The 19,356-nt window shown below is 65.6% G+C and carries 13 protein-coding genes and 1 pseudogene; 11 read left to right on the plus strand and 3 right to left on the minus strand.

Translation table 11 applies throughout. The annotated features are described in order from the left end of the window. Nucleotides 1-7 precede the first annotated feature (7 nt). The 3 genes from BSY239_RS17385 (at nt 8) to mdoH (ending at nt 5,155) form a co-directional block, all read left to right on the plus strand. Nucleotides 8-1,414: a sigma 54-interacting transcriptional regulator gene (locus tag BSY239_RS17385; protein WP_069047903.1), complete on the plus strand. Its 1,407-nt coding sequence runs from the start codon at nt 8-10 to the stop codon at nt 1,412-1,414. Between the two features lie 190 nt (nt 1,415-1,604). Continuing rightward, nucleotides 1,605-3,176, plus strand: a complete 1,572-nt coding sequence (locus BSY239_RS17390; protein WP_083240048.1) for a glucan biosynthesis protein G — start codon at nt 1,605-1,607, stop codon at nt 3,174-3,176. Then, a complete protein-coding gene (mdoH, locus tag BSY239_RS17395) occupies nt 3,173-5,155 on the plus strand; it encodes a glucans biosynthesis glucosyltransferase MdoH (RefSeq protein WP_236944097.1) in 1,983 nt (660 codons plus the stop codon). The genes BSY239_RS17390 and mdoH overlap by 4 nt, the downstream gene beginning before the upstream one ends. Before the next feature lie 162 nt (nt 5,156-5,317). Here the strand turns inward: mdoH and ffh are convergent, their stop codons facing one another. After that, nucleotides 5,318-6,688: a signal recognition particle protein gene (ffh, locus tag BSY239_RS17400; protein ID WP_069047905.1), complete on the minus strand. Its 1,371-nt coding sequence runs from the start codon at nt 6,686-6,688 to the stop codon at nt 5,318-5,320. 173 nt (nt 6,689-6,861) lie between these two features. On the opposite strand from ffh, the gene BSY239_RS17405 reads away from it, so the two are divergent. The 8 genes from BSY239_RS17405 (at nt 6,862) to BSY239_RS22230 (ending at nt 17,375) form a co-directional block, all read left to right on the plus strand. Beyond that, nucleotides 6,862-7,662, plus strand: coding sequence for a cytochrome C assembly family protein (locus BSY239_RS17405; protein ID WP_069047906.1), 801 nt, complete (start codon nt 6,862-6,864; stop codon nt 7,660-7,662). Nucleotides 7,663-7,674: 12 nt separating this feature from the next. Continuing rightward, nucleotides 7,675-7,917 carry a PP0621 family protein gene (locus BSY239_RS17410; RefSeq protein WP_069047907.1) on the plus strand — a complete coding sequence of 81 codons (243 nt, stop codon included), beginning with the start codon at nt 7,675-7,677 and terminating at the stop codon, nt 7,915-7,917. A gap of 48 nt (nt 7,918-7,965) precedes the next feature. Then, nucleotides 7,966-9,756, plus strand: coding sequence for a sensor histidine kinase (locus BSY239_RS17415; RefSeq protein ID WP_083240049.1), 1,791 nt, complete (start codon nt 7,966-7,968; stop codon nt 9,754-9,756). Between the two features lie 17 nt (nt 9,757-9,773). Continuing rightward, nucleotides 9,774-11,276 carry a sigma-54-dependent transcriptional regulator gene (locus BSY239_RS17420; protein WP_069047908.1) on the plus strand — a complete coding sequence of 501 codons (1,503 nt, stop codon included), beginning with the start codon at nt 9,774-9,776 and terminating at the stop codon, nt 11,274-11,276. After that, nucleotides 11,266-11,874, plus strand: a complete 609-nt coding sequence (ampD, locus tag BSY239_RS17425) for a 1,6-anhydro-N-acetylmuramyl-L-alanine amidase AmpD (protein WP_069047909.1) — start codon at nt 11,266-11,268, stop codon at nt 11,872-11,874. The genes BSY239_RS17420 and ampD overlap by 11 nt, the downstream gene beginning before the upstream one ends. Before the next feature lie 500 nt (nt 11,875-12,374). Beyond that, a complete protein-coding gene (locus BSY239_RS17430) occupies nt 12,375-15,254 on the plus strand; it encodes a ribonucleoside-diphosphate reductase subunit alpha (protein WP_236944098.1) in 2,880 nt (959 codons plus the stop codon). Nucleotides 15,255-15,395: 141 nt separating this feature from the next. Further along, entirely contained in the window at nt 15,396-16,595 is a 1,200-nt protein-coding gene (locus BSY239_RS17435) for a ribonucleotide-diphosphate reductase subunit beta (RefSeq protein WP_069047911.1), read from the plus strand. Between the two features lie 225 nt (nt 16,596-16,820). Then, entirely contained in the window at nt 16,821-17,375 is a 555-nt protein-coding gene (locus BSY239_RS22230) for a histone H1-like DNA-binding protein (protein WP_083240216.1), read from the plus strand. Nucleotides 17,376-17,435: 60 nt separating this feature from the next. Here the strand turns inward: BSY239_RS22230 and BSY239_RS17445 are convergent. Further along, a pseudogene (locus BSY239_RS17445) lies at nt 17,436-18,315 on the minus strand (carbohydrate kinase family protein). 30 nt (nt 18,316-18,345) lie between these two features. Then, on the minus strand, nt 18,346-19,332 hold the full coding sequence (locus tag BSY239_RS17450; RefSeq protein ID WP_083240050.1) for a DUF3426 domain-containing protein: 987 nt from the start codon (nt 19,330-19,332) through the stop codon (nt 18,346-18,348). Nucleotides 19,333-19,356: the final 24 nt, after the last annotated feature.

Consider the following 19,356-nt stretch of genomic DNA (forward strand, 5'->3'; position numbering starts at 1 on the left):
TGTCTCCATGAACACCACTTCGCCACGCGCACGCCTGCTGGTCGTCGACGACGACGCCGACATGCTGCGCCTGCTGGCGATGCGCCTGGGCTCGGCGGGTTACCAGATCACCTCGGTCGGCTCGGCCGAAGCGGCGCTCAGCCAGCTCGACATCGAACGTCCGCAGATGGTGCTTTCCGACGTGCGCCTGCCGGGCAAGGACGGACTCGCCCTGTTCGACGAGATCCGCAAACGCCACCCTTCGCTCCCCGTGATCCTGCTCACCGCGCACGGCACCATTCCCGACGCGGTCGAAGCCACGGCGCGCGGCGTCTTCACCTACCTCACCAAACCCTACGACGCCAAGGAGCTGCTGGAGAAGATCGCCCAGGCCCTGGCCCTGGGTGCGCCGGCCAGCGACAACGCACGGGTGGACGAAGCCTGGCGCAGCGAGATCGTGAGCCGCTCCAACCGCATGGCCGACCTGCTGGCCGAGGCGCGCATGGTGGCGCAGAGTGATGCCAGCGTGCTGCTGCGCGGCGACTCGGGCACGGGCAAGGAAATGCTGGCACGCGCCATCCACAAAGCCAGTTCGCGCGCGAGCAAACCCTTCATTGCGGTGAACTGCGGCGCCATCCCCGAGGCACTGCTCGAATCCGAACTCTTCGGCCACATGAAGGGTGCGTTCACCGACGCGGTGGCCAACCACAAGGGCCTGTTCCAGGCGGCCGACGGCGGCACGCTGCTGCTCGACGAGATCGGTGACATGCCACCCGCCCTGCAGGTCAAGCTGCTGCGCGTGCTGCAGGAACGCGCGGTGCGCCCGCTGGGTTCGAGCCAGTCGCTTCCGGTGGATGTACGCATCATCTCGGCCACCCACCGCGACCTGGAAGAAGCCATGGCCACGGCGCAGTTCCGCGAAGACCTGTACTACCGGCTCAACGTGGTGACGCTCACCTTGCCCACGCTGGCCGAGCGCCGCGAAGACATCCCGCTGCTGGCCAACCATTTCCTGGCCAAGCTGGCGGCCAAGTACGGCAAGCGCAGCTCGGGCTTTGCGCCAGAGGCGCTCAAGGCGCTGACCATGTCCGCCTGGCCGGGCAATGTGCGCCAGCTCTACAACGTGGTCGAGCAGGTCTGCGCCCTGTCCACCACACCGCTGGTCTCGCTGGCGCTGGTGCAGCGCGCGTTGCGCACGCCCTCGGTGGAGGTGCTGAGCTTTGCCGACGCCAAGCAGCGTTTCGAGCGGGAGTACCTGGTGGGCCTGCTCAAGATGACCGACGGCAACGTGGCCGACGCGGCCCGACTGGCGCAGCGCAACCGCACCGAGTTCTACCGGCTGCTGCAGAAACACGCGCTCACCCCCGGCCTGTTCAAAAGCGACGCCACGCCGGGTTCTTCGGGTATTCCCGGAGACGCTGTCGCCGATGAGTGACAGCCTCACTCCCTTGATTTCATTGGATTTTTCCAATGCCGTGGCAAGCGCTGTCGCTGTTTGACGACAAAAACAGGCGTTTGAGGCTCGCGTTGGCCCATCTTGCGAGCCTGTAAAAGAGGTTTTCACTCCAAGCCTTTGATTTGGCTGGGTTTTTTCAACCTGGCACAGGGTTTGCCCTTAACAAGGCATGACCCTCACGATCCGCCCGTTTTCAACCGCCCGGTGCACCCGCACCCTGGTGTTGCTGGGCGCCCTGTTTGCGGTGCTTTGCGGGGCGTCAGCCCAGGCCCAGCGCATGGACTGGGACGGTCTGACCCAACTGGCCCAAAGCCGCGCCGCCGGGACTTATCAAGCAAACAGCGACAAGCTCCCTGCCGAGCTGGCCAGCATCACCTACGACCAGTTGCGCGACATCCGCTTCAAGCCCGAGCAGTCGCTCTGGCGCGCCGACGCCCTGCCGTTTGAAGCCCAGTTCTTCCACCTCGGCCTGTACCAGACCGAGCCGGTGCGCATCCACGAGCTCATGCCCGATGGCCGGGTGAACCACCTGCCTTACCGGGGTGCCGATTTCGATGTCGGCAAGAACACCTTCAACCCTGCGTCGTGGGGCGACCTGGGCCACGCCGGTTTCCGCCTGCACTACCCGCTCAACGGCCAGGCCTACAAAGACGAGCTGGTGGTGTTCCAGGGCGCGAGCTACTTCCGCGCGCTCGGCGCCGGCCAGCAGTACGGCCTGTCGGCCCGCGGCCTCGCCATCGACACCGTGGGCGGCAGCGGCGAAGAATTTCCGCGCTTCACCGAGTTCTGGCTGCAGCGACCGGCCGCCGGCGCCACCGACGTCACCGTGTTCGCCCTGCTCGAATCACCACGCGCCACCGGCGCCTACCGCTTCGTGATCCGCCCCGGCCAGCAGACCACCACCACGGTGAACGCCCGCATCTTCCTGCGCGCCGGTGCCGGCCCGGTGAACACGCTGGGGATCGCGCCGCTCACCAGCATGTTCCTCACCGGCGAGAACCAGCCCTCGGCCCGCGATTTCCGCCCCGAGGTGCACGATTCCGACGGCCTGATGATGGTCACGGGCGAGGGCGAATGGCTGTGGCGCCCGCTGCAGCGCCCCACAAGCGTGACGGTCAGTTCGTTCACGATGCAGAACCCGCGCGGCTTCGGCCTGATGCAGCGCGACCGCAGCTTTGCCAGCTTTGAGGACGTGGAAGCGCGCTACGAGCGCCGCCCGAGCGCCTGGGTCAAGCCGCTGGGTGACTGGGGCCCCGGCCGCGTGGAGCTGGTGCAGCTGTCCGCGCCCGACGAGACGCACGACAACATCGTGGCGTACTGGGTGCCTGCCGCACTGCCCGCACCGGGCCAGCCGCTGGAAGTGGCCTACGAACTCGCGTGGCAAGGTGACGCGCAGCAGCGCCCGCCGTCGAGCTGGGTCACCCAGAGTCGCCGTGGCTATGGCTACACCCGGCTCAGCGCGGAAGAACAAGGCCGCCAGCCGCAGTACGTCCTTGACTTCACCGGCCCCGCGCTGGACGCGCTGCCCGCCGGCGCCACGGTCAAGGCCGTGGTGAGCGCCAATGCCAACGGCCGCGTGCTCCAGACCCTCGCCTACCCCAACCCCGCCACGCGCACCTGGCGCGTGACCTTGCGCGTCGAGCGCGTCGATGCCACTCAGCCCGTGGAATTGCGCGCCTTCCTCCAGCACAACAACGACACCGTGAGTGAAACATGGACACACCTGCTGTTACCCGAATGACCACGTCCACCAATCCCACCCCGGCCTTGCGCAGCACCCTGCGTGAAGAGCGCCACCCCAACGCCGTGACCGCACCGCCGATCAACCGCGGCTCCATGGTGCCGCGGCCCTGGCGCGGATTCTGGAACAGCATCGGCACCGCGCTGCTGAGCGTGGCCGGCAAGGCCCTGCCGCCGTACGAAGCCGCAACACAAGCCGCCAGCCGCCCCGCCCCCGAAGCCTGGGAAACCGCGGCCAACCGCCGCCGCGCGGTGTTCGTGTTGCTCACTGTGTTGACCACGGGCCTGGCGGCCAGCCTGTTCGCCCGCGCCCAACCCGAACACGACAACGTGTGGCTGCAGTACGGCCAGCTCACGCTGTTCGTGGTGCTCTCGGCCTGGGTCGTGACCGGTTTCGTCACCGCGCTCATGGGCTTCTGGGTCTCGCTGCGCGGTGATGCACACACGCTGTCCGCCGCGGCGGTGCAACACCACCCCATGAACCCCGACGCGCGCACGGCGATCATCATGCCGATCTGCAACGAGGACGTGGCCACCGTGTTCGCCGGCCTGCGCGCCACCTGCGAGTCGCTCGCGGCCACCGGTCACGCGCGCCAGTTCGATGTGTTCGTGCTCTCCGACAGTTACGACCCGGCCATCGCCGCAGCCGAAAAAGCCGCCTGGGAAAACCTGCGCGCCGCGCTGGCCGCCCAGCCCGAGCTGCCGCAGATCGAGGTGTATTACCGCCTGCGCACACGCCGCAGCCACCGCAAGGCCGGCAACGTGGCCGACTTCTGCCGCCGCTGGGGCAAGGACTACCGCTACATGGTGGTGCTGGATGCCGACAGCGTCATGAGCGGCAGCTGCATCGTCTCCATGGTCAAGCTCATGGAAGCCCACCCCAAGGCCGGCATCGTGCAGACCGCCACGCAGGCCATCGGCCACGCCACGCTGCACGCCCGCGCGCAGCAGTTCGGTTCGCGCGTCACGGGTCGTTTGTTCACCCTGGGCATGCAGTTCTGGCAGCTCGGCGAGAGCCACTACTGGGGCCACAACGCCATCATCCGCGTCCAGCCCTTCATGGAGCACTGCGCGCTGGCCCCCATCAAAGGCACGGGCGGCATGTCCGGCGGCATCATGTCGCACGACTTCGTCGAAGCCGCGCTGATGCGCCGCGCCGGTTACCAGGTGTGGCTGGTGTCCGATCTCACCGGCAGCTACGAGCAGCAGCCACCGGACTTGCTCAGCGAACTGCAGCGCGACCGCCGCTGGTGCCAGGGCAACCTGCAGAACTCGCGCCTGATGGCCGAGCCCGGCATCCACCGTGTGCACCGCACCATGTTCGCCATCGGCGCCATGTCCTACATTTCCGCACCGCTGTGGCTGGCCTTCCTGACCATCGGCACCACGCTGTGGGTGGCCCATGCCGACACCTTCTCGATCGGGCACGCCGTGCCGCAAGAACTGCGCGGTCTGTGGGCCTGGACCTTGTCGATGCTGTTTCTGCCGCGCATCCTGGGCCTGGCCGCCGTCTTCATGAAGGGTGAACAAAGATCCTTCGGTGGCACCGGTGGCCTGCTGGGCAGCGCCGCGGTGGAAACCGTGATGGCGCTGCTGCAGGCCCCCATCCGCATGCTGGCCCATTCGCTGTTCGTGCTGGTGGCCATCACCGGCCTGAAGCTGGACTGGAAATCCCCTCCACGCGAAGCGGCCGGTGTGACCTGGCGCGACGCCGCCGCCCGCCTGGCACCGATGAGCCTCATCATCGGCCTGCTGGGTCTGGCGGTCGCCGCGATCAACGCCGAAGCGCTGATCTGGCTGGCGCCGGTGGCCTTGCCACTGTTGTTGTCGGTGCCGCTGACGGTGGCCACCAGCCACGTGGACCTGGGTGTCTGGATGCGTTCACGCGGTGTGCTGCTGATCCCCGAGGAGTCCTGGTCGCCGGCCGTGCTGCGCCGCGCCTGGCGCCACGCGAGTCGTTTGACTTTGAAGGCTGCCTGAGTCTGGTGTTTCAAATGAAAAGGCCCGACAGGTTTGTACCTGCCGGGCCTTTTTTGTTTGTGTTCGTGGAGGCTTTCTCCGGTGGGTCCGGTTCTCGGCGGCCTCGATCTGACGCATTCCAACGCTACTTCAGGCTCGTGAGGTGCAGGCAAGAAAACCGATTCACCCCATGCCGGGCAGCTTGGGCATGCCCTTCATGCCCCCCATGCGCTTCATCATCTTCATCATCCCGCCACCCTTCATCTTCTTCATCATGTCCTGCATCTGCTCGAACTCCTTGAGCAGGCGGTTCACTTCCTGCACCTGCACGCCCGCACCCGCTGCGATGCGGCGCTTGCGCGTGGCCTTGATGATTTCGGGCTTGCGGCGCTCCTTCAGCGTCATGCTGCAGATGATCCCTTCCTTGCGCTGGATGTCTTTTTCCGCGCGGCCCATGTCGACCTGACCGGCCTTGGCCGCCATGGCGGCGGGCAACTTGTCCATGAGGCTGGAGAGGCCGCCCATCTGCTTCATCTGGCGCAGCTGGTCGAGGAAGTCGTTGAGGTCAAAACCCTCGCCGCTCTTGACCTTGGCCGCGAGCTTCTGGGCCGCCGCCATGTCCACGCCGGCGGTGACCTGCTCCACCAGCGCCAGGATGTCGCCCATGCCCAGGATGCGTTGCGCGTGGCGCTCGGCGTCGAACACCTCCAGGCCGTCGATCTTTTCCGACACACCGGCGAACTTGATGGGCGCGCCCGTGACCTGGCGCACCGAGAGCGCCGCGCCGCCGCGCGAGTCGCCGTCGAGCTTGGTCAGGATGATGCCGGTCAGCGGCAGCGCTTCCTTGAAGGCCTTGGCGGTGTTGATCGCGTCCTGACCCTGCATCGCGTCCACCACGAACAGGGTCTCAACCGGCTTGAGCACCGCGTGCAGTTCCTGGATCTCGCGCATCAGCGCTTCGTCGATCGCCAGGCGGCCTGCGGTGTCCACCAGCAGCACATCGAAGTAATGGCGGCGTGCGTAGTCGATCGCCGCGCGCGCGATGTCCACCGGCTTCTGGTCGGGCGTGCTGGGGAACCACTCCGCCCCGGCCTGCGCGGTCACGGTCTTGAGCTGTTCGATGGCGGCCGGGCGGTACACGTCGCCCGAGACCGTGAGCACCTTCTTCTTGCGCTTCTCGATCAGGTGCTTGGCCAGCTTCGCGGTGGTGGTGGTCTTGCCGGCGCCCTGCAAGCCGGCCATTAGGATCACCGCCGGCGGCTGCGCCGCGAGGTTGATGTCGGCCACGCCGTCGCCCATGGTGAGCGCGAGTTCCCGGTTGACGATGCCCACCAGCGCCTGCCCTGGCGTGAGCGAACCCACCACCTCCTGGCCCAGCGCTTTTTCCTTCACACGTGCGATGAAATCGCGCACGACGGCCAGGGCCACGTCGGCCTCCAGCAGGGCCATGCGCACCTCGCGCAACATGTCGGTGACGTTGGTCTCGGTGATGCGGGCCTGGCCGCGCATTTCCTTGACGATGCGTGAGAGTCGGTCGGAAAGGGCTGATGCCATGCTGCGCTCGGGTGGTGGGAGAAGAACCCGCCGGCTGCTGGGTTAGCGCCGGCTGGGGTGGGTGTCGGGCCATTGACCGGGAATCCGGCGGCTGGCAACGGTCAGGGCCGTTAAACTCCGCCCATGATTTTAGCCGCGCCCACCCCCCACCCGCTGCGCGCGCCACATCCCCTATGAACCTGCTGCCATCGCTTGCGACCAACATGCCCGCGGTGGTGCTCTCCGGTCTGGCGGCGCTTTCCTACGCCGTGCTGGCCTGGGTGCATCCGCGTGCGTCGGCCATGCAGAGCCGGGCCCTGCTCACCGTGGCCTGGCTGCTGCACCTCGGTGTGCTGGTGTTCGGGCTGTTCGAACAACCCGCGCGCTTCGGCTTCGCGCCCTCGCTGTCGGTCACGGTGTGGCTGGTGCTCACGGTGTACATGATCGAGAGCCGCCTGTACCCGCAACTGCGCGAGCGCTGGCGGTTTGCTTTCCTCGGCGCGGCGGTGGTGCTGCTGGCCCTGGTGTTTCCCGGCACGCCCTACCCTGCCCTGCGCTCGAACTGGATGCCCCTGCACTGGGCGCTGGGCATCGCGTCCTACGGGCTGATCGCGGTGGCCGTCGGCCACGCATGGTTGATGCAGCGCGCCGAAAAGGCCATGCGCCTGGGCACCTCGACGGAAACCGCCATGCCGCTGCTCACGCTGGAGCGGCTCACCTTCCGCTTCGTGGCCGCCGGCTTTGTGCTGCTCACCGCCACGTTGCTGGCGGGCTGGTATTTCTCCGAACTGCTCAACCACCGCTGGGTGTGGGACCACAAGTCGGTGTTCTCGGTGTTGTCGTGGATCACCATGGGTGTGCTGCTCTGGGGGCGCTGGCGCATGGGCTGGCGCGGCCGCTTTGCCACGCGCATGCTTTACTTCGGCGCCGGGCTGCTGCTCCTGGGGTATGCCGGCTCGCGCTTCGTGCTTGAAGTGCTGCTGCAACGCAGCTGAACCACCGCCCACATGAAATACCTGCTTGTTCTGGCCGTGGTGATGGTGGCCATCTATGTGTGGCGCAACAACCGCGTCAGCGATCGATCGAAGTCCCGCCCGCTGCCCACGCCCGAGGGCTCGCGCCTGCCGGTGGTGATGGTGGCCTGCCGGCAATGCGGCACGCACTTGCCACAGGCCGACACGGTGCAAGGCGCCCTGGGCCCCTATTGCAGCGCCGACCACCGCCGGCTCAAGGAAGGCGGACCGCAATGAACGCACCCCGCCTGGCGCTGGCCACCGCACCCGATTCGCGGAACTGAGATGGCCCGGGAAGACAGCTCGCAATTCGCTCCCTCGTGGTTCGTGGCCTACGAAACGGGCAACAACCAGGGTCGCGAGCAGCGGTTGCGCGCTTTTGTGCGCCTGTGGGTGGCCTTCATGCGCGCGCGGGTGTTCATCGCCATGGTGCTGCTGTCGCTGCAGATCTTCATGGTGGTCACCGGCACCGGCGGGCCCGACTGGCTGGTGCTGCTGGCCGCCATCCACCTCACCGCCTCGCTGGTGGTGCTGTACGCCTGGCGTCCTGTGGAGCAGGGCAAGCCGATCCAGCTTCAATGGGTGCTGACCATCGGCGTCGATGTGGTGGTGTTTGCGCTGCTGCAGTTTTTCCAGGTCGGCTCGATCAACTACACGCCGCTCTTTGCCCTGCCGGTGTTGCTGGCCTCCATCCTCGGGCCGCTGATGCTGGCCCTGGCAACCGCCGCCTCCGTCACGCTGTACCTGCTGTGCGAAGCGGTGCTGAGCGCGCCCCTGTTCAGCGATGCTGCAACCGCCAAGTTGCTCCAGGCGGGACTGGCCAGCACCGGTTTCTTTCTCGTGGCTGTGCTGGCCAACCAGCTGGCGATTCGCCTGGCGCGCGAGGAAGCACTGGCTTCCAGCAGCCAGGCCGCAGCGCGCACGCAGGCGCAGGTGAACGAACTGGTGATCGAGAGCCTGAGCGTGGGCGTGCTGGTGGTCGATCCGCACGGCGTGGTGCGCAACGCCAACCCGGCCGCCCAGATCATGCTGATGGGCGAGGCCTACCCGCAAGCCGCCAAGCTGTTGCTGTCGGCCCGCCCGAGCTGGACCCATCTCTCCGACCTGGTGAGTGAAACGTTTGTGCTGGGCCAGGCCCTGGAGACCGAGACCACCATCGACAACGAAGACCGGCCCAGCCAGCGGCTGCACGCGCGCACGCGCCTGACCTCGCGCGGCGGGCGCAGCACCGGTTTGTGCGTGCTCTTTCTGGAAGACCTGCGCGAGGTGGAAGCCCGCGTGCGCACCGAGAAACTCGCTTCGATGGGCCGCATGTCGGCCGCCGTGGCGCACGAGATCCGCAACCCGCTCTCGGCCATCACGCAGGCCAACGCCTTGCTGGATGAAGAGGTCAAAGACCCTGCGCAAAAGCGGCTCACCCACATGATCGAGCAGAACGCGCAGCGCCTCTCGCGCATCGTGGACGACATCCTGAACGTGGCGCGCGCCCAGCCCGTGCGCGGCGACGGCACCACACCCAGCCTGCCGCTGGACGCCATGGTTCGACAGATCACGCTGGACTGGTTGCGCCAGAACCCGGCCAAGGGCGTGCTGGGCGTGCACCTGCACGCGCCCGCTGCGATGGTGGAGTTCGACCCCGAACACATGCGCCGCCTGCTGGTGAACCTGCTGGACAACGCCCTGCGCCACGCCAGCGGCAAACCCTCGTCCATCCGCGTGGTCACGCAACCCAGCGGGTCCGACCACAGCAAGCTCTCGGTGTGGAGCGATGGCCAGCCGCTGGAAGCCAGCGTGATGCGTCATCTGTTCGAGCCCTTCTTCTCCTCCGAGAGCCGCTCCAGCGGCCTGGGTCTGTACATCTGCCGCGAACTCTGCGAGCGTTATGGCGCCCAGATCGCCTACCAGCGTGTGCGACTGGACCAGCTCGAAGGCAACGAATTCTTTGTGTCCATGCCCAACGGACATCCAGGCCAGCAACCCATGCAGCAAAACCTGTCGTACGCGGGCGGCGAATCGCGGCCCTTCAGCACCCGGTTCAGCCCGACGCTGGGCGATCCTCCGCTGGCTCCGAACTGAGCCGCGCACGTCACCCCATGGCTTCCCTCCCCAACTCTTCCAGTTCGGCCTCCGTGCTCGTTGTTGACGACGAGCCCGACCTGCGCACGCTCTACGAGCTCACCCTGCTGCGCGAAGGCCACGCCGTGGTGGCGGCTGCGGACCTGGCGCAGGCGCGCGAGTGGCTGGCCCAGCAACGCTTTGACGTGCCGATCTCCGACATGCGCCTGCCCGACGGGCTGGGGCTGGACTTGCTGCGCGAACTGACCGAGGCCCAGCGCACCGAGAAGTGCATCGTCATCACCGCGTTCGGTTCGGCCGACAACGCGGTGGAGTCGCTCAAGGCCGGCGCCTTCGACTACCTCACCAAACCGGTGGATCTCAAGCAGCTGCGCAACGCCGTGACGCAAGCCGTGCAGAGCCAGCGTCACCCGCTCATGGGTCAGCTGGCTCGTGCAGGCAATGGCGTGGCCACCAGTGAACCCATGCGCAGCGCACCGCCCCCGCCCTCGGGCCTGAAGGCACTCTCCCGCATCGTCGGCCGCGCGGCCAGCATCGTGCAGATCAAGGGCCGCATCGAGAAGGTGGCCACCAGCATGGCGCCCGTGTTGATCCTGGGCGAGTCGGGTACCGGCAAGGAACTGGTGGCGCGCGCGGTGCACGACTGCAGCCACCGCAGCGGCGGCCCGTTTGTGGCGGTGAACTGCGGCGCCATTCCCGAGAACCTCATCGAGGCCGAATTTTTCGGTGCACGCAAGGGCGCCTACACCGGCGCCACGCAAGACCGCGAAGGCTACTTTCAGGCGGCCAAAGGCGGCACCCTGTTCCTCGACGAAATCGGCGACCTGCCGCTGGCCATGCAGGCCAAGCTGCTGCGTGTGATCCAGGAGCGGCGCGTGCGCGCGCTCGGTGGTGTGCAGGAAGAAGCGGTGGACGTGCGGCTCGTGAGCGCCACGCACCGCGACCTGAGCGCGCTGGTTCAAGGCGGGCAGTTCCGCCAGGACCTGTTCTACCGACTCAATGTAATCGAGCTGCGCACACCCTCGCTGCGCGAGCGGCGCGACGACCTGCCCGAACTCGCGCACGCCCTGCTGCAACGCATCTGCGTCGAGTCCGGCCAGGCCGCGCCCGAACTCTCGACCCGGGCGCTGGACTGGATCAAGGCCCGCGACCTGCCCGGCAACGTGCGCGAACTGGAGAACCTGTTGCAGCGCGCGCTGGCGCTGAGCAGCGGCGACCAACTGGAGCCCGAAGACTTCGGCGACACCGACGACACGGACGAGATCCCCACCCAACCCGACCAGCTGCCGGATTCGGCGCTGGCCAACTCGCCCCCTGCGCGCGCTTCCGACGAGATTCCGACCGACCTGCAGTCCTATCTGGACGAGCAGGAAAAGCAGGTCTTGCTCAAGGCCCTGCGCGAATGCGACTTCAACCGCACGGCCGCCGCGGCGCGGCTGGGTCTGAACCTGCGGCAGATGCGCTACCGCATCCAGCGCCTGGGCATCGCCATGCCCTCCAGCGACGACGATGCGGCCTGAAGCAGACGCCGGGTCGTGGACTGGCGGGTGGCTGGCCACAGCGCGTCACTGCCCGTCCCCCAACCAAGGCCCCCGGCCCGAGGGTGCGCAGATCGACCTGATCGTGCTGCACTCCATCAGTCTGCCGCCAGGTGTGTATGGCGGACCCGAGGTCGAACAGCTCTTCACCAACACGCTGGACTGGGACGCCCACCCCTACTTCGGGCAGATCCGGGGCATGGAAGTGTCGGCGCATTTTTTCATCCGCCGCGACGGTGAACTGGTGCAGTTCGTCGACGCCGATGCGCGCGCCTGGCACGCGGGCGCATCTTGCTGGCGCGGCCGGGACAACTGCAACGACGACTCCATCGGCATCGAACTCGAAGGCCTGGAAGGTGAGTCGTTCGAGAACGCGCAGTACGCCACCCTGGGGCAGTTGTGCCGCCACCTGCGGGAGCGATATCCGGTGGCCCACATCGCGGGCCACGAACACATCGCTCCCGGTCGCAAACAGGACCCGGGACCAGGATTCGACTGGGCTCGTTTGCAACACGAGCTGGGTTGGTCGCTGGCGTATTTTCCCGAGACGATGACCGGCGCAAACCCACCTGGCGGCTGACGTCACGATCCAGGCGGGACCGTCCGCCTCGCATGCACAAGCGGGCAGCGGCATTCACACGCAAATCGCGCCGGAAGGCCCGCCGTTGCTGCGCCTGAAACGCGGCGCCCAGTTTTTTCGGGCGCTCCGGCGCGACGCTGGCCCATTGCTGCGCACACCCTGATCGAACGCCCGTCGGGATCACCAAAACGGGGCACTCGCCATCGGGAAGGTTTTTTCTCGAGACACTACCTGTAGTGGCTTGAAGACCATCCACACACCAGATATAGTGTGTGCTCTGCGTTTCCAGTTTCGACACAGTCCACGTTGTTCCGGCCCGTTTTCACCCCCGCTGAGAACTTTCTGGCGCCCCGAGCAACGCCGCGATCCCGAACTGAAACCGAACGTCTTGCTCCCCGACCCCGTGCCTTGCGAGCAGGCCCATCACAACAAATGAAAGAGGAACCATGCTGACCGCTTCCCCCACTCCCGCCACACCGTCCGCCTCCCCGAAGCAGCCCATGGGTTCATCCACCTCGGCGCCCGCCGCCACGAACAGCTCGGTGTTCGCCCAGTACCAGATCATCCGCCGCAACGGCGCGGTGGTGTCCTTCGAACCCAGCAAGATCGCCGTGGCCATGATGAAGGCCTTCCTGGCGGTGCACGGCACCCAGGGCGCGGCCTCGGCCAGCGTGCGCGAAACGGTCGACGAACTCACCGGCGCGGTGGTCAAGGCGCTGATGCGCTCGCGCCCCGGTGGCGGCACCTTCCACATTGAAGACGTGCAGGACCAGGTCGAACTCGGCCTGATGCGCAGCAGCCACCACGAAGTGGCCCGCGCGTATGTGCTGTACCGCGAGCGTCGCACGCAAGAGCGCGCCCACCAGGCCGAAGTGGCCAAGCCGGCGGAAGCCCTGCTCCACGTGATCGATGGCGGCCAGCGCGTGCCGCTGGACCTGCAGCGCCTGCAAGCCCTGATCGCCGACGCCTGCAAAGGTCTGGGCAAGGATGTCCAGCCCGACCCGATCGTGGCCGAGACCAAGCGCAACCTGTACGACGGTGTGCCGATCGAAGAGGTCTACAAGGCCTCCATCCTGGCCGCCCGCACGCTGATCGAAAAAGATCCCGACTACACCTACGCCACCGCGCGTCTGCTGCTGCACACCATCGTCAAGGAAGTCATGGGCGAAGAAGTGCCCTCCACCGAGATGGGTGCGCGCTACGCCGACTACTTCCCGCAGTTCATCAAGAAGGGCGTGGACAACGACCTGCTCGACGAACGCCTGCTGCAGTTCGACCTGGCCCGCCTGGGCGCCGCGCTCAAGCCCGAGCGCGACCTGCAGTTCGACTACCTCGGCCTGCAGACGCTGTATGACCGCTACTTCCTGCACGTGCGCAAGACTCGCATCGAGTTGCCCCAGTCGTTCTTCATGCGCGTGGCCATGGGCCTGTCGCTCAACGAGATCGACCGCGAGGCGCGCGCCATCGAGTTCTACGAAGTGCTGTCCTCGTTCGACTTCATGTCGTCCACCCCCACCCTGTTCAACAGTGGCACCCTGCGCTCGCAGCTCTCCAGCTGCTACCTGACCACCGTGCCCGACGACCTCGACGGCATCTACGAGTCGATCAAGGAAAACGCGCTGCTCTCCAAGTTCGCCGGCGGCCTGGGCAACGACTGGACCCGCGTGCGCGCCCTGGGCAGCCACATCAAGGGCACCAACGGCGAGTCGCAAGGCGTCGTGCCGTTCCTGAAAGTCGTCAACGACACCGCCGTGGCAGTGAACCAGGGCGGCAAGCGCAAGGGCGCGGTCTGCACCTACCTGGAGACCTGGCACCTGGACATCGAGGAATTCCTGGAGCTGCGCAAGAACACCGGCGACGACCGCCGCCGCACCCACGACATGAACACGGCGAACTGGATTCCCGACCTGTTCATGAAGCGCGTGATGGAAAAAGGCGAGTGGAGCCTGTTCTCGCCCAACAGCGTGCCCGACCTGCACGACCTGTTCGGTGCCGACTTCGAGAAGGCCTACGTGGCCTACGAAGAAAAGGCCGCACGCGGCGAGATCAAGCCCTACCGCAAGGTGCCCGCCACCGACATGTGGCGCAAGATGCTCTCGATGCTGTTCGAGACCGGCCACCCCTGGATCACCTTCAAGGACGCCTGCAACGTGCGCAGCCCGCAGCAACACGCCGGCGTGGTGCACAGCTCCAACCTCTGCACCGAGATCACGCTCAACACCAGCGACACCGAAACCGCCGTGTGCAACCTGGGCTCGGTCAACCTGCTCAACCACATCAAGCACACGGACGACGGCGTCAAGGTGCTCGACCACGACAAGCTGCAGGTCACCATCAAGACCGCGATGCGCATGCTCGACAACGTGATCGACATCAACTACTACGCCGTCAAGAAAGCGCGCGACTCCAACATGCGCCACCGCCCGGTGGGCCTGGGTGTCATGGGCTTCCAGGATGCGCTGTACGAACTGCGCATTCCCTACGCCTCCAATGACGCGGTGGAGTTCGCCGACCGTTCGATGGAAGCCGTTTGCTACTACGCCTACTGGGCTTCCACCGAACTCGCCCGCGAGCGCGGCCGCTACGCCAGCTACAAAGGCTCGCTGTGGGACCAGGGCATCCTCCCGCCCGACACGCTCGACCTGCTGTCGCGCGAGCGCGGTGGTTATGTGGACGTGGACCGCTCGGTCAGCATGAACTGGGACGCACTGCGCCAGAAGATCGCCACTGACGGCATGCGCAACTCCAACTGCGTGGCCATCGCACCGACCGCGACCATCTCCAACATCATCGGCGTGGACGCCTCCATCGAGCCCTGCTTCGGCAACCTCTCGGTGAAGTCCAACCTCTCGGGTGAATTCACCGTCATCAACGGCTACCTGGTGAAGGACCTCAAGCGCCTGGGCCTGTGGGACGACGTGATGGTCATGGACCTCAAGCACTTCGACGGTTCGCTGCGTCCGATCGACCGCGTGCCACAAGAAGTGAAGGCGCTGTACGCCACTGCGTTTGAAGTGGAACCGCTGTGGCTGGTGGAAGCTGCGGCGCGTCGCCAGAAGTGGATCGACCAGGCGCAGAGCCTGAACATCTACATGGCCGGCGCCTCGGGCAAGAAGCTTGACGACACCTACAAGCTCGCGTGGCTGCGTGGTCTCAAGACCACCTATTACCTGCGCACGACCTCGGCCACACAAGCCGAAAAATCCACCGGTCGCACAGGCCAACTCAACGCCGTGTCGCTCGACGCCACCACCGCCGGTATGGCCGCGACCACCGCGGCGAATGCAGCCGCGGCATCCACTGCAACCGCGTCTGACGTGCCCGCCACCGACATCAAGTTCTGCGCAATCGACGACCCCGGTTGCGAAGCGTGTCAGTGAAAGACACGTCGCTGTGTTGTGTGTGCTGAGTCACATCGGTCTTCAATCGATGCAACACAGCAACACAAACACGGCGCAGCACACACGATCACTTTGCAATTCATGCAGACACTTTGATAATCCGAGGAATTGGAAACACCTATGTTGACCTGGGACGATCACACCACGCCCTCCACGAAGCCAGCGAACAACCCCATGCCCTCCAGCATGCAGGGTCTGCAAGCCTCACTGTCGAGTGAGCGCACCGCCTCCTCCGCTTCCATCGCTCCCTCTTTCTCTTCGAACGTTGCGCCAGCGAAGGCGCCTGTGGCAGCCGCTGCAGGCCATCGCGTCAACGCTGCCGACAAACGCATCATCAACGGCCAGACCGACGTCAACCAGTTGGTGCCGTTCAAGTACAAGTGGGCCTGGGAAAAATACCTCGCTACTTGCGCCAACCACTGGATGCCGCAGGAAGTGAACATGAGCCGCGACATCGCGCTCTGGAAGGATCCCAACGGTCTGACCGACGACGAGCGCCGCATCGTCAAGCGCAACCTCGGCTTCTTCGTCACCGCCGATTCGCTCGCCGCCAACAACATCGTGCTGGGCACCTACCGCCACATCACCGCGCCCGAGTGCCGCCAGTTCCTGCTGCGCCAGGCCTTTGAAGAAGCGATCCACACGCACGCTTACCAATACATCGTGGAGTCGCTGGGTCTGGACGAGTCCGAGATCTTCAACGCCTACAACGAAGTCCAGTCGATCCGTGACAAGGACGAGTTCCTGATCCCCTTCATCGAAGCGATCATGGACCCGAACTTCCACACCGGCACGCCCGAGACCGACCAGCGACTCCTGAAGAGCCTGATCGTTTTCGCCTGCCTCATGGAAGGCCTGTTCTTCTACGTCGGCTTCACACAGATCCTCGCGCTGGGCCGCCAGAACAAGATGACCGGTGCCGCCGAGCAGTACCAGTACATCCTGCGCGACGAGTCCATGCACTGCAACTTCGGCATCGACCTGATCAACGCGATCAAGATGGAGAACCCGATGCTGTGGACGGCCGAGTTCAAGGAAGAGATCAAGCAGCTGTTCCTCAAGGCCGTCGAGCTCGAGTACCGCTACGCCGAAGACACCATGCCGCGCGGCGTGCTCGGCATGAACGCCTCCATGTTCAAAGGCTACCTGCGCTACATCGCCAACCGGCGTGCCACGCAGATCGGCCTGGAGCCCATGTTCCCGAACGAAGAGAACCCGTTCCCCTGGATGAGCGAGATGATCGACCTCAAGAAGGAACGCAATTTCTTCGAAACCCGCGTGATCGAATACCAGACGGGCGGCGCCCTGTCCTGGGACTGATGCCACGGCCGGGGTCGCACTGCCCAATTGAACCCATCTCACATGCGTTTCGACATTTCAAAACCTTGCTTCAGTCACCTCGGTGCCGTGAGCAGGGTTTTGTCACAGGATTCAACACCTTGGGGCCAGCCGTGGATGCATCCACACGGCTCCAGCGCGTTGAATCACTTCACCGGCACAGTGACCGGATGAAGTGCTCTTTGCAACTTGATCAAGGAGAAAACAATGGCAACTGCGAAAAAAGCCCCGGCTAAAAAAGCTGTGGCAAAAAAGGCCGCCCCGGCCAAAAAAGTCGCTGCGAAGAAAGCAGCTCCTGCGAAGAAAGCCGCACCGGCTAAGAAAGTCGTCGCGAAGAAGGCTGCACCAGCGAAGAAAGCTGCTGCGAAGAAGCCCGTCGCCAAGAAGGCTGCACCAGCGAAAAAAGCTGCTGCCAAAAAGCCAGCGGTGAAGAAGGCTGCACCGGCGAAGAAAGCCGCTGCGAAGAAGCCTGTCGCCAAGAAGGCCGCACCAGCGAAGAAAGCTGCTGCCAAGAAGCCTGCTGCGAAAAAAGCAGCGCCTGCGAAGAAGGCCGCCCCAGCGAAGAAAGCTGCGAAGCCTGCTGCGAAAAAAGCAGCACCTGCAAAGAAGGCAGCTCCGGCCAAGAAGGCCGCCGTCGCGAAGGCAGCCCCAGCAAAAAAAGCTGAGCCGGCCAAGAAGCCGGCGGCCCCTGCTGCTCCTGCGGCTCAGACGAAGCTCAACCCTCAGGCTGCCTGGCCGTTTCCCACGTCCAGCAAGCCCTGAAGTCGTCCTTGCGATGACTTGCAGCCCGGCGCGAAAGCGCCGGGCTTTTTCATGTCCGCTTCAGGGCGCAGGTGCGGTGTAGTTCTGACCACCGCGGGTCGAGATCTTGGCCGCACCCATGCGGTTGCCCAGCTCGGCGCAACGCGCCAGCGACCAGCCCTGCTCCAGTCCATGCAGCAGCGCCGCGCGGAACGCATCACCACAACCCGTGGGGTCAACCACTTCGGTGGCCTTCACACCCGGCACCATGGTCTTCTGCCCCCCCTCCCACACCTCGCAACCGTGCTCGGCCAGCGTGACGATGAGACCACGCACGCGCGATGCGATGTCTTCGAACGACCAGCCGGTGCGGTCGGACAGCATCTTGCCTTCGTAGTCATTCACCGTGATCCAGGTCGCCAGCTCGATGAACTGTTTGAGCTCGTCACCGTTGAACATGGGCAGGCCCTGCCCCGGATCGAACACAAAGGGCACACCTGCGGCGTGCAACTGCTGCGCATGGGTCAGCATGGCGTCGCGACCATCGGGCGAGATGATGGCCACCGAGATGTCGGTGCGCGCGGGCACCCGGTTCTCATGGGCCATCGACATGGCGCCAGGGTGGAACGCGGTGATCTGGTTGTTGTCGCGGTCGGTCATGATCATGGCCTGCGCGGTGTAGCTCTCGATCGCGCTGTTCACATGCGCGGTGTCCACGCCCAGCGAACGCAGCCGTTCCAGGTATTCCTGGCCATCGTTGCCCAGCGTGGCCAAGGGCACGCAGCTGGCGCAAGCCGTAGGCGATGTTGCCGGCGCAGCCACCGTATTCACGCCGCAGAGCGGGCACCAGAAAGGACACGTTGAGGATGTGCAACTGGCTGGGCAGTATCTGCTCGGCAAAGCGCCCCTCGAAGGTCATGATGGTGTCGAAGGCGAGTGAGCCGCAAACAAGAATGGGCATGGTGGGATGGATCCAGAGGGTTGAGAGGTGTCAGGGATAAAAGACGAGCGCGCGGTAGCCGGCCATGGGCGTGGCTTCACCGACCGAAAGCGACAGGCGAAAGCTCACGGTCAGCGAGCCCTGTGCCGGCAGCACCTCGGGAGCATCGGGCCATTCTTCGGGCAGGAACACGCGGCGCGAAATGACCTGATCGCGCGTGTCGGTCAGGCTCAGTTCCAGCGCCGGCAAGGCGAGCGCCATGTCGGACGTGTTCTTGAGCACGAGATCGAACGAATGGAAGTTGCCGAGCCTGCGAACCAGCGCTGAGCTGTCGATCACGATGGCTTCGATGTTGCGCACCGGTCCCACACGGCAGCCCAGCGGCGCACAGACCTGCTCCAGCAGCGGTTTCAGGTCAGGACGCCAGGCGGCGAGCCGGTCTCGCTCGTGCAGCGCCCATTGCGTGGCGAGCAAAGCACCGAGCAACAAGACCAGCAAGGACAAGCCGATGCGCACACCGGGCGACTGCCAGAAGGCGCGCTTGCGGGCCTGGCGCACAAACCCCGGCACGGCTTCGGGTTCGGGTGCCATGGCGACTTCGTCGTCGGGCTCGTCGACGGGTGCTGGCGCCGCAGGCGATGGACTTCTGGAAACGGTGGCCTCTGCCTTGGCCGTGGCCACCGATGCATCCGCGGCGGCCTTGGCAGCGGCGAATCGCTGGAGTTCGGTGCTGAAGTCGGCATCCTCGGGTGTCTCTGCGCGCAGCTCGTCGGGCAGTGGCATGGGCGGCCGGGTGACCAGTTCGTCCTCAGCCGGGTCGCTGGCGGCGGTGAGTTGAGGCGACGGATCTGACGGCCCGGGAGTGGGAGCATCTCCGGCAGTAGCTGGCGCGTCCGGCGTCCAGGGCTCCAGATAGAGCGTGGCGTCGAACACATCGGCGCAGTGGCCACAACGCACCCAGCCTTCGGAGATCTTCAGTTGATCGGCAACGATCCTGAAGGTCGTTCCGCAGGCCGGACAACGGGTGGTGAAACTCATGCGCCGATTATCGGGGGCGCTGCG

The organism is Hydrogenophaga sp. RAC07 (assembly GCF_001713375.1).
Lineage (GTDB): Bacteria > Pseudomonadota > Gammaproteobacteria > Burkholderiales > Burkholderiaceae_C > Hydrogenophaga.